This is a genomic window from Nitratireductor sp. XY-223 (assembly GCF_004959855.1).
Classification (GTDB): domain Bacteria; phylum Pseudomonadota; class Alphaproteobacteria; order Rhizobiales; family Rhizobiaceae; genus Hoeflea_A.
In genome coordinates this window covers 1-10,368 of the sequence record NZ_SPNT01000034.1, presented here as the reverse complement: position 1 = coordinate 10,368, position 10,368 = coordinate 1, and the positions used below count along the sequence as shown (strand labels likewise).

The window sequence follows — 10,368 nt, the reverse complement described above, 5'->3', positions numbered from 1 at the left end:
GATGTGCTAATCGTCTTCATGGTGTTGCTTCCTTTCAGGTTCAATGCCCTGAGCTTAATGCTCAGGGGAAGCAACGCCACCCAATCCTCAGTTCTTTTTCAACAGAGAACGGGACATCCCCTAGGCTTGTCGACGAGGCACTATGAAAAAACAGCTGAAGGATTGCCAATAAGATCACGGGAACCACTTCAGGTATCCATCCCGCCCTCATTTCCGTTGCGCGAACCAAAGGTGTGGTCTAGCCACAAGCGATTTGCGGGATATCCGCATGTCCAGTGGGCACGCTATTTGTGTTTGTACCTAGCGCCTGACATAGAATGGGTGCCATCAGACGGTATGTACGGCTTTGTGGATCGGCTAAACAGCTGGTTCGCTGCCGCTGCCAAAGGCGAACTCGATCCCATAGACGGCCCCCTACATCCTCCTGTCGTATACAAAAACAGTAACGTCCAGATAGTAATTCGTGCCGACACTCCAGAGTTCGAACAGGATGCTTCCCATTGGATTGGAACCGCTGAGCTCAGCGCTGTCCATGAAACCCGATTTGACCTGGTGAGCTGGAAGAAATTAGACGAGAAGCCGGCAGATGAGCTGACACCTGCAGCTGCCATATTGCTTAGTCAACCCTTCCCGATTGAATATCCAAAAAACGTCAATGGGATAGTGGGTGAGCTTGAAAAGAACGGTATCGACGTTGGAACGCTCTACCTTCTCATGAGATACCACACGTCTTTACTGCAGCGCGACCAAAAGTTGTACATTGTCTTGGGCACTCCAATGCGTAGGCGTGACCCTAACGGACCAATTCTTCAGCATCTTGCCGTATGGCGGATCGACGATGAAGCGACCAATGCGCTCAGAAAAATTATTGCAGAAACCGAGGACAAAGACGCCGCGATTGGAGCGTTTGCCAAATGGAGTCTGACTGCTGAAGTAGAGTGGTGCCGGATCGACGAAGCCCGACAACAGGTAACACATCCAAGAGATGGTAACAGTGTCGCTGCCTGGGTTAAGGACAAACGCGTGCTCCTTTTGGGATGCGGAGCTTTGGGTTCCTATACGGCGGATTTTCTTGCTCGAGGTGGGGCACGCCAGATCAAATTGGTTGACAAAGATTCTGTGTCCAGTGGCGTTATCTCAAGACAACAATTCACAGATTCAGATATCGGGAAACTCAAATCAAATGTCTTGAAGGATCGCCTCAAAGCAATTTCTCCAAACTGTGAGGTGACAGCTGAATTCAATAATCTAACTAACCGTGTCCTGCCGAATGATATCGGGGATATTGACCTTATAATCGACACGACTGCATCTAGGTCTGTTGGATATGTCCTGGAGCGCGAACTCCAGGTGGCACCAAACTCTCCTCCAATAATCGGAATGTCCATAAGCGCCAAGGCGGAATATGGACAGGTGATATACAGACCGCCCAGCTTCCCAGGAGGTCCGAGGAGCCTGTCCAGAAACGCCAAGCTAACCGCATATAGAAATCCAAAATATAAAGACTTGGCGAAAACCTTTTGGCCGAAGCCAGGCGACATAGAACTTTTCCAACCTGAACCCGGTTGCTCAGAACCAACCTTTGAAGGTTCAGCCGCCGATATAGCCTTTCACGCGTCAGGTCTTTTGAACATGGGCCTTTGCGAGCTTGTAAAAGACAATCGTACAGTAGGCTCGTGTAGCTATCAGGCACTGCCTTTGGTGGAAGATAATGGGTCAATAGGCAGAATCAGATTTGGATTTGAATCACCTACTCAAAACACTGAACGCAACCACAGCTATTTGGCACTAACCGCTACTGCGGCAAGAAAGACCATCGAGAGTGAGATCGAGCGCAGCGCCCGTGTTAATGGTGAATGCATCGAGACGGGTGGACTGCTTTTCGGCGAAATTGATGATTATCTTGAGAGGATCTCGGTTGACCAGGCCTCTGGCCCGCCGCCTGATTCCAAACTGACCGAAAAACTGTTTGTATGCGGAACTGATGGCACCCAAGAACTCAGTAAACAACACAAGAAAATAAGCGGCGGATCTTCCGGCTTTATCGGCATTTGGCATACACACCCAGTGTCACCCCCTGACCCCAGCAATATAGACCTCGGTGCAATGCAGAGCATTCTGCACCTCAATGACAAACCACCCCGACACATTGTCATGCTTATCATTGGACAGGCGTCTACCAACCCGCAATGGGCATATTACCTTTTTAGGAGAAACGAACTTAGGTGGGAGCAACAGGTGTGGAGAGTAATAAGAATAGTCGCACATGCCTAAAGACCTAAAAATCGGATTGGCCCTTTCAGGAGGTGGGTCAAGGGCCATAGCGTTTCACCTGGGTTGCCTGAGAGCATTACATGATCGGGACATCTTATCCCGCATTAAGGTCATATCTTCTGTATCTGGCGGCAGCGTGATTGCAGCGCTATGGGCATATTCGGATGATTCCTTCGGGAATTTTGAGAAACGTGTCACAGCCCTCTTGCGTGAAGGTCTGACCCGGGGAATTGCACGCTACACATTATGCTCTTTGGAAACTCCAAAAATTGCAGCCGCAGTGGCAACATCAGGTGTATTGGCCGCAGCAGGCAGAATGGCATCTATCGGCGCCAATTTACCAGGTCTTTTTGGTGTGAGTTGGCCCTGCTTGACAGAATTCGGAGCTTCACTTGAAGCACCACTCCCAAGGTTTGCTAGTCGTAGTACTGCATTCGAACGCTATCTGCACCACGGTCTTTTCAAAGACAAAAGAATGGCTGATGTTCAACGAGAATCTTTGGGTATCGTCATAAACGCAGCCGAGCTGAGGACCGGCACTGCTTTTCGCTACGGATCAAAAGAGACAGGATCTTGGCGGTTTGGCACGTTGAATGGTGCTTCACCGTTAGTGTCCCAAGCAGTTGCTGCGTCAGCTGCGTATCCCGTACTTCTGCCGGCATTCGACCAAAGGCTTGAGTTTTCAAAAAATGGGAAATCGGACAGGCACCGGGTAATCATCTCAGACGGCGGTGTATACGATAACCTTGGAACTTCATGTCTTATCCCGGGAAGATCGACAAAGTACTCGACTAACGTTTACGACATTGATTTTATAATCAGCTGCGATGCTGGGCATGGCCTGCCGGAGGGTGACGTAATTCCATATACCTGGGGTACCCGGATGCAGGCGACAGTTAGCTCTATCTTTAGGCGATCTGCTTCACAAAGCTACGGCCAACTGCACGATTTGGCGAAAACTGGACAATTGAAAGGCTTTCTCCTTCCATATCTCGGTCAACAAGACCACAAACTACCGTTCAAACCGTCGGACCTGATTCCAAGAGAAGATGTAATCACCTATCCAACTGATTTTGCGGCCATGACAGATGATAATTTAAAGCGACTTTCACTGCGTGGTGAGCAGCTAACAAGGTTGTTGATCGACCACTATCAGCCGGGGTTGTAGAACTGATGAGCATACGCTCAAAGAAGGCTACTATGGCCAACCAGTCCTGGCGCTCATGATCTCAAGACCCCAAGGCGTCACGTTCGAAAATAGATCAGGAAACTTTGCCAGGAAGTTGCTGACTTGCGTGTTGAGAATTCCAGTTTAAGGATCGAGGCTGGCAAGCAATAGAACGATAGTTTTCAGTTGTTCTGGAAGCAAAAAACCACCGGCTTGTGCCGGTGGCTTTCACTTATATAACAGGGTCAACCGGTGCAGAGACAGCGGTTGAATGGCCAGTCCTACCTGGCTATTCGAGGACAGGTTTCTTAAGGTCAGTCCGAGTGTTGCCGCGCTGCGTGAGAAGCTGACCGCACAATAGCTGCTGATGGCTGCCAAGGTTGGGTTACATCAGGCCGGGCGTTGTAACAATTGTAATAGAATATATCTGAAGCTCGTTTGTATCTTCCGCTTTTCCCGCTATCAGTGCCGGCGTAGATAGCGATGCTTGGAAGCGCTCCACTGTGTTCGGACGACTGGCTCTTCGACGTTCCGATCACATTCCGGTTGATTGTTAGGTAACCGGAAAACCCGCCATAAGGGGCGCAATCGCTGGCATTTGCTGTCTGCTTCCCGAGAGTGGGTGATGCCCATCCCCACTCCGACTCAGCCGGCGGTACCTTTCTGGTACCGCCGGTAATTCGAATTTTCGGCTTATCCGTTTGCATTGCTACATTTCACGGTTTAATTGAATTGAAATCTTTATTTCCCACCTTATTTCCCATAAGGTGATTCTACACGACGATTCACGAAAGTCTGACCTATGCCCCACACCGACCCTTTTACAGGCCCGGCACCCAAAAGGATTCCTCTACCACATGCACCTCTTTCCGGTGTTCTCGCACAAGCACGATTTGAAGAGGTGTTTTCGATTACGAAAAAGGAATTCGTAGCAGATTTTCAGGATTGCCTTCGAAAAGACTACCCAATTCATAAGGAGGATCAGAACAAGATTCTAGCTGTATCCGGTAGTAGCATTGAGCAGCGCGATGCTCGAAATTGGCGTTTTTTTGACGCTCATCGCCAGTGGCGAGTGAGCTTGACGACGACGTTTATATCCATAGAAACACGCGCTTATACCTCACGAGATGATTTCATCGATCGGTTTGGAAAAATTCTGAAAGCCTTGCAAGACACGATCGGGCCTAATTACCAGCAACGTATTGGAGTACGATACGTAGACCGGATTTCCGGTGAGCCTTTCAAAAAACTCGGGGACCTCGTTCGACCAGAATTAGCTGGCTTTGCATCATCACCACTTCGAAAATATGTTCTTCAAAGTCTGCACGAATCTCAGTGTGAAGTTGAAGAAGGCACACTCATCGCTAGGTGGGGCATGCTTCCAGATGGCGGGACGCATGACCCGGATTTAATGCCGCCTATCAATGAACCAAGCTGGATGCTTGATATTGACGTGTTTCGTGATTCTAAACAGGGTGCGGAACCATTTGACGCCGACGTTATCCGTGATGAAGCCTATAGTTGCGCGACACGGGTCTACTCTTTTTTCAGGTGGGCGGTAACAGAGGAGTTCTTGAAGGAATATGGAGGAAAGGTATGAGTGAAACAGTCACTGCCTCAACAAGACCTGCTCAAATTGTCTTTCCTCACTTCGGTACGGATCAGAGGAACACCTGGGACTGGTCACCACAGAGTTCATATCAACTGCGTGGATTTACAGCGACCATAACAGCTGCGAATGCACCCGGATCGATCACCAAACTTGAATTGCTCGCACTACTGGGTGATTCATCGGCGGCCTATTTAGAGACAATCTCACCCGGTATTGTGAAATGTTTGCTGCACGAAATCGACATCAATCAGTACGCTGAAAGTGCATACGATCTTGAAGCTAAGGATGCGCTGTTCGAAATTCGTCGACTCACCGGTTACCCTTGGGAAGAGATCGCCAAACTGATCGGTGTAGATAGGAGAACCCTACACAATTGGGTAAAGGGTGGTCATATCCGACGCAACAATGACAAGACATTGAAAAAAGTGCTTATGGTGTTGCGTTCAATCGATCCCGGTGATGATGGTGTTTTGCGAAAACTACTCGCCCGCCAGAACGCTGCAGGCGAAAGCGCTTTTGAGCTTATCGCACGTGGTCAGTATGAAACGGCGCGAAAAATGTCGGGAGTAAGCCAAATTTCACCGCGAAAATCCTGGGCCTCCGTTGATCCTGAAGTCTCACTTCATTTTGGCCCCGACGAGCTTCTTGTTCCGCAGGATGGTGAGATAGAGACTGTGCCAACTAATGAAAAATCCTCACCACAACCTCGCCGTCGTCGTGCGAAGCGTATCTAATGGCGAGAGGCAGTGAACGAAGCGAAGACAGATATAGCGGAAGTGCTTCAAACCTGGCGCCAGGGCGACTACGCTATGAATGTCGGCGGGTTTCTGTATGCACACAACTGTGATGAGGAGAGCGACACAGACGACCGATATCGTCCTGTCGAAGATATTGATACATCTAATGTAGTCGGCCTCCTCGTTGTCTCCCAAACATGTGACGTCGTTCGTACCGGAGGCAATGTCAGTGTGTGTGCCCTGGTAAATCTGCCAGAAGCTGACAGCAAGGCAATCGCAAAAGGTCTTCGGCCATCCATTTTGGCACTGGAAAAACAGCCCGAAGATAGTGTTTTCGCTGACTTGTCAAAAATCATGTCTGTCTCGAAAGAACTGCTGGCGACTTGGGAGAGGCGTGAGGGATTTCACACCCAAGCGGGGCAGCGCCGGCTCGCCTTGGCTCTCGAACGCAAATTCGGCCGTTTTGCCTTTCCAGAGGAAATTGTGGCTGCTCTTGATCCTCTTAAGCGGCGGGCATCCAGTAAGCATGATAAACAATCACCACCAGGCGAGCTATTCCGCTCACTTCGTCAAATTCGTGTTCGTGCAACCCCCAGCTGGGAGGCGGAAACTGTTGAGCTCACCTTGTTCGTCATCACCCACTCAGGTGACCGGAAACTTGTCGAAACTGATGCAATAGGCAAAGAGTTTAATGAACTCGTCAAAAAAATGTCTATGCCAGACGGCTACCGTTGGTCCGAGCCAGCATTCGAGATCCGCACTGCCACACAATTCAGCGCCGAGGATATTTTCACAAGTCAGGCTCTCGATTTTGAATACTTGTCCGTTTGAAGGTATTTTTGAGAAGCGGACTCCTATTTTCTATACGAATTTGATCAGGTAATTGTTGACCAGCAACCGGTTTGAGATTCGAACGAATGGATTAGCCAAACTCTACTTTTTAGCTCTTTTGATTTTTGATGGTTTGGGCTGTTGTCGTACGGCAGCTCGAGCGGGATTTTCGTCAAACCACTTTTTCACTTCGTTTAGCCAAGTCTTGAATTCCTCCTCCGTCCAGGTGAGGGCGTCGGGGGTGAGCTTGGGCGGTGGTGGGCCGGCTTTCTTGGCGGTCTTAGCGGATTTTTTTGTCTTGGCCTCCTTAGCGGCCTCGGCTTTCAGGTTGGCAATGAGCTCATCCAGCAGTTTGTGGGGATCTATTCCTAAAGCAGCTGTGAAGGCGATGAAATCGCTGACGTCAAGCCGCAGGTGACCGCGCTCAAATTTGGAGATGTAGGCCTGGGTACGCCCGGTGCCGTCGGCTAGCTGCCTTTGGGTAATGCCAGCTTTCTTTCTGGCCTCATACAAGAGGGTCGAGAGCTTCTGGTTTAGGGGTGAATAGATATCGTACCGCATAAGCTATGCCCATCTCTTAGCTACAGCGGATTGCTATATTCCTATTGTCATATATTCCGAATGGTTGTATTCCATATGGAATATTTAATGCCTGTGATGGAGTAATTCAGCCCTCCTCACCGACATTTGATTTGGCGCGAATGAATTGCAAACAGACTTGATTGGAGACACTGGCATGAAGCAATTTCTCATCCCCTCATTCCTGGCGGTCGCGGCCGTAGCGGCGGTCGCGGCGGTAGCTTTCTGGCCAAACGCCGCCTCAGCCGGCTGCTCCATCAAACTTCAGAATCTGGCAGTGCCGCCGGCCGCTCGGGCGACCATTCCGTACAAAGTAACAATGCCATTTGAGGAGGAGGGTGCGCCGGAGTTAATTGAGGGATTATTTTGGTGGGATAAGGAAGGGCCGTTTAACGTCATTATCTTCAAGCGTGAAACGATCGAAGCCCAACTATTTACGGGAAATGCCAGCAGCTACACGCTAACGGCTCAGGTCACTTATAGCTGCGGTGGCAAGGTCAAGCGGAGCAACAAGGTGAGCAACAGGCTCATCGTTAATGCAAACCGCGACGCTGGATACTGAACGGGACGGCCACGTTTTCCTACCTGCTCAGCTATGTGAATCTGGCTCAAGGGTAGGGCCTGTCCAAACACAAAAAAAACCCGCCGAAAGGCGGGTTTTAAGTAGCTCTAGTCTCTTCGATCACGCTTGTTGTATCGACCCCTGCGGGATCCGGTTCCTTTGCCAGTCGGCTCGGCCGGACGCTGGCGGTGATCTATATCAACGGTGACGATCTTGGTCAGACGTTGGTCGACGAGGATTTGGCCCGCCCCTGGCGCGGCAAGCGCGAGCCGTGGTGCAGATGAAAGCGCATTGCTCCACAGATCATCCACCGTGACCCTTATCCCAGAAAAGTTCTCGATCACCAGTAAGGGCCTCGACAAGATCATCTATAGCATTGGCAACCGCCCTTGCGGCCTTTGCCTCGGGACTTGAGAAACGTTCGCCGCCGGATACCTTGATGGCACCTTTGCGGCCTGTCTCAAGCATCTTGAGGGCTTCATCTTTTACGTAATAGGCGCGACGGGGTTTGGTTCTGGACATGGCGAATCTCCTGAATGGTTGACACCGCACATGTCTGTTCGTTCCATAGACCGGATTTTTGTCACTGTGAAGGGATCAGGGGATGTGTGGCCGCTTCATTACCACCGGCACGTGGGCCGAATATCGGAAGTACCTCACTATCCTGCCGGCAGAAGTCGACAGGAGAAATGGACCCGAACCAAACTACAACACAGCACCGACCACAACGCTGGAAATCATCACAAATCGAGATGGAGAAATTGGCATTGAGCCGGTGGTGTGGGGATTTGTGCCGTTCTGGGCCAAAGACGCGAAGTTCAAACCGATCAATGCAACGATCGAGAAGCTTGCTGAAGGGAGCGGATTCTTCAAGGCGGGTTTCGAGCATCACCGCTGCCTGATCCCGGCTACGGGATTCTATGAATGGACCGGCAAGAAGGGCGACAAGCAGCCCTGGCTCATTCATCTACCCGGTGAAGCGCCTTTGTTTGAGCCGTATGGATTTGCCGGGATCATGGCCCACAACAAGCAGCTCGACATGACGACATTTGCCATCATCACCATGCCACCGACAGACAACATCGCGCACATCCACAATCGAATGCCGGTGATCCTAAAACCTGACGTGCTGGAGGATTGGATGGACAAGGGAACCAGCAAGGAAGATGCGCTCGGCCTGCTGCAACAAAACCGCGGTGCCGATCTGGATTTCTATCCGGTATCAAAAGACGTTGGGAGCGTAAAAAACAAAGGGTCGGAATTAATTGAGCCGGTCGCATAGCATGGAAACGAATAACCCGTGCCGAGAGTGTGGAACCGCCATTCCCACCAACGCAAATAGTGGAGCGGGTTGACGGGTGAGGGTGGTCAGTACAATGGAGGGACGTGGCGGCTGCAACGTCGATTTTGTCCCATTGTTTCGACCCTGATCCAAACACAAAAAAACCCGCCTCGAAGGCGGGTTTCTCTGAAGCCTAGTCTTTTCGACCACGCTTGTTGTATCGACCCCTGCGGGATCCAGTCCCTTTGCCGAATTCCCGACCGAATTCAACGCCGCGCTTGTAGCTGGCGTAATTTTCTGAAATCACAAAGTCGATGAATTCACCGGCTGAGGCGCCATCGTTGATTACTGCGTCAAGATCGTCTTTTAGACGGCGACGCAAGTTAGACTGATAGCCCTTGCCGGAGTTGAGTGAAATTTCCTCGGACATAAGCGAAATTGCTTAGCAGCTTGTAAAAGGTTCGACCGCGACAAGCTAATAAGCCAGCTCGTCTGTCATTGGCGAACCGGCCTTAATGCGAAAAAGTCAACGCCCGCAGCGAATGCGAAGCGGCTTTACTTTTTCGGATGGCCGGTAAAATGAAAGGACGTGCTGGCGGTAGCTCAAGTTATCTGGGAGATCGAAGAGATTTGCACATTCCTATTAGCCATCAAGAAAGCAAAGACGGTGCAGGAAAACACCAAAAAACCCGCCGTGATAGGCGGGTCTTTGGTCTGGTCAATTGGCTACCACCACGAACTATAGTAGTAATCCAGCTCTGGCTTGGCCAAAGCCTCCTCTAGAATGGACTTGGTAAGCTTTAAATCCTCGACGTACCACTTATCGTAGTCCGTCGAACCGAAAAAGAAACCTTCGGCCGTTGGCAGCAGCTCCTTCGCTAGGGTTGGGTCGGCAATCACTTTGCCTTTCTCGTATTGAGGCACCCATTTATCACCCTGGAGAACCTCGCCGTTTTTAACCCGGCCATTCACCAATCGACTGGCGTTCAGGACGGCATTGACGGTCCGCAACAGTTTTTCGAGTTGCGTCCGACCGACTGGATACTCACGACCATCGTCCTGACCATTCTGCACGTGTTCAACAAACCAGCGATGGACGGCATTGGCTTTTCGCCAATAACCAGCGCTAAATCGTAGTTCGATTAAATCTCCGATCTCACACCAGGCGTTCTCTTTATCGGCGTTGCTGATAACGTCGATTTGGGGGATGTCCCGTTCTCTGTTGAAAAAGAACTGAGGATTGGGTGGCGTTGCTTCCCCTGAGCATTAAGCTCAGGGCATTGAACCTGAAAGGAAGCAACACCATGAAGACGATTAGCACAT

The 10,368-nt window shown here is 50.5% G+C and carries 11 protein-coding genes; 7 read left to right on the top strand and 4 right to left on the bottom strand.

Annotated elements, in window-relative coordinates; translation table 11 throughout:
- The 5 genes from E4M07_RS28580 to E4M07_RS28560 all read left to right on the top strand — a co-directional run.
- On the top strand, positions 1 to 2,274 hold a 2,274-nt coding region (locus tag E4M07_RS28580), incomplete at its 5' end, for a ThiF family adenylyltransferase (RefSeq protein WP_136661827.1).
- Positions 2,267 to 3,442 (top strand): patatin-like phospholipase family protein, encoded by a 1,176-nt coding sequence (locus E4M07_RS28575; RefSeq protein WP_136661826.1) that lies wholly within the window; start codon positions 2,267 to 2,269, stop codon positions 3,440 to 3,442. The genes E4M07_RS28580 and E4M07_RS28575, both read left to right, overlap by 8 nt.
- A gap of 802 nt (positions 3,443 to 4,244) precedes the next feature.
- The gene (locus E4M07_RS28570; RefSeq protein ID WP_136661825.1) at positions 4,245 to 5,042 is read left to right on the top strand and encodes a TIGR04255 family protein; all 798 of its coding nucleotides are present in this window, start codon (positions 4,245 to 4,247) and stop codon (positions 5,040 to 5,042) included.
- Positions 5,039 to 5,788: a helix-turn-helix transcriptional regulator gene (locus E4M07_RS28565; RefSeq protein ID WP_136661824.1), complete on the top strand. Its 750-nt coding sequence runs from the start codon at positions 5,039 to 5,041 to the stop codon at positions 5,786 to 5,788. Before E4M07_RS28570 ends, E4M07_RS28565 begins: the two co-directional genes overlap by 4 nt.
- A gap of 12 nt (positions 5,789 to 5,800) precedes the next feature.
- Complete coding sequence (locus E4M07_RS28560) at positions 5,801 to 6,622, top strand: hypothetical protein (protein WP_136661823.1); 822 nt, start codon at positions 5,801 to 5,803, stop codon at positions 6,620 to 6,622.
- Between the two features lie 102 nt (positions 6,623 to 6,724).
- On the opposite strand, the gene E4M07_RS28555 is transcribed toward E4M07_RS28560, so the two are convergent.
- Positions 6,725 to 7,183, bottom strand: a complete 459-nt coding sequence (locus E4M07_RS28555) for a helix-turn-helix transcriptional regulator (protein ID WP_136661822.1) — start codon at positions 7,181 to 7,183, stop codon at positions 6,725 to 6,727.
- Between the two features lie 175 nt (positions 7,184 to 7,358).
- On the opposite strand from E4M07_RS28555, the gene E4M07_RS28550 reads away from it, so the two are divergent.
- Positions 7,359 to 7,763, top strand: a complete 405-nt coding sequence (locus tag E4M07_RS28550) for a hypothetical protein (RefSeq protein ID WP_136661821.1) — start codon at positions 7,359 to 7,361, stop codon at positions 7,761 to 7,763.
- Between the two features lie 303 nt (positions 7,764 to 8,066).
- On the opposite strand, the gene E4M07_RS28545 is transcribed toward E4M07_RS28550, so the two are convergent.
- A complete protein-coding gene (locus E4M07_RS28545) occupies positions 8,067 to 8,285 on the bottom strand; it encodes a hypothetical protein (protein WP_136661820.1) in 219 nt (72 codons plus the stop codon).
- A gap of 82 nt (positions 8,286 to 8,367) precedes the next feature.
- On the opposite strand from E4M07_RS28545, the gene E4M07_RS28540 reads away from it, so the two are divergent.
- The gene (locus E4M07_RS28540) at positions 8,368 to 9,045 is read left to right on the top strand and encodes an SOS response-associated peptidase (protein WP_136661819.1); all 678 of its coding nucleotides are present in this window, start codon (positions 8,368 to 8,370) and stop codon (positions 9,043 to 9,045) included.
- 193 nt (positions 9,046 to 9,238) lie between these two features.
- Here the strand turns inward: E4M07_RS28540 and E4M07_RS28535 are convergent, their stop codons facing one another.
- Positions 9,239 to 9,475 (bottom strand): hypothetical protein, encoded by a 237-nt coding sequence (locus E4M07_RS28535; protein WP_136661818.1) that lies wholly within the window; start codon positions 9,473 to 9,475, stop codon positions 9,239 to 9,241.
- A 296-nt stretch (positions 9,476 to 9,771) separates the two neighbouring features.
- Positions 9,772 to 10,119, bottom strand: a complete 348-nt coding sequence (locus E4M07_RS28530) for a hypothetical protein (RefSeq protein WP_136661817.1) — start codon at positions 10,117 to 10,119, stop codon at positions 9,772 to 9,774.
- Between the last annotated feature and the right edge of the window lie 249 nt (positions 10,120 to 10,368).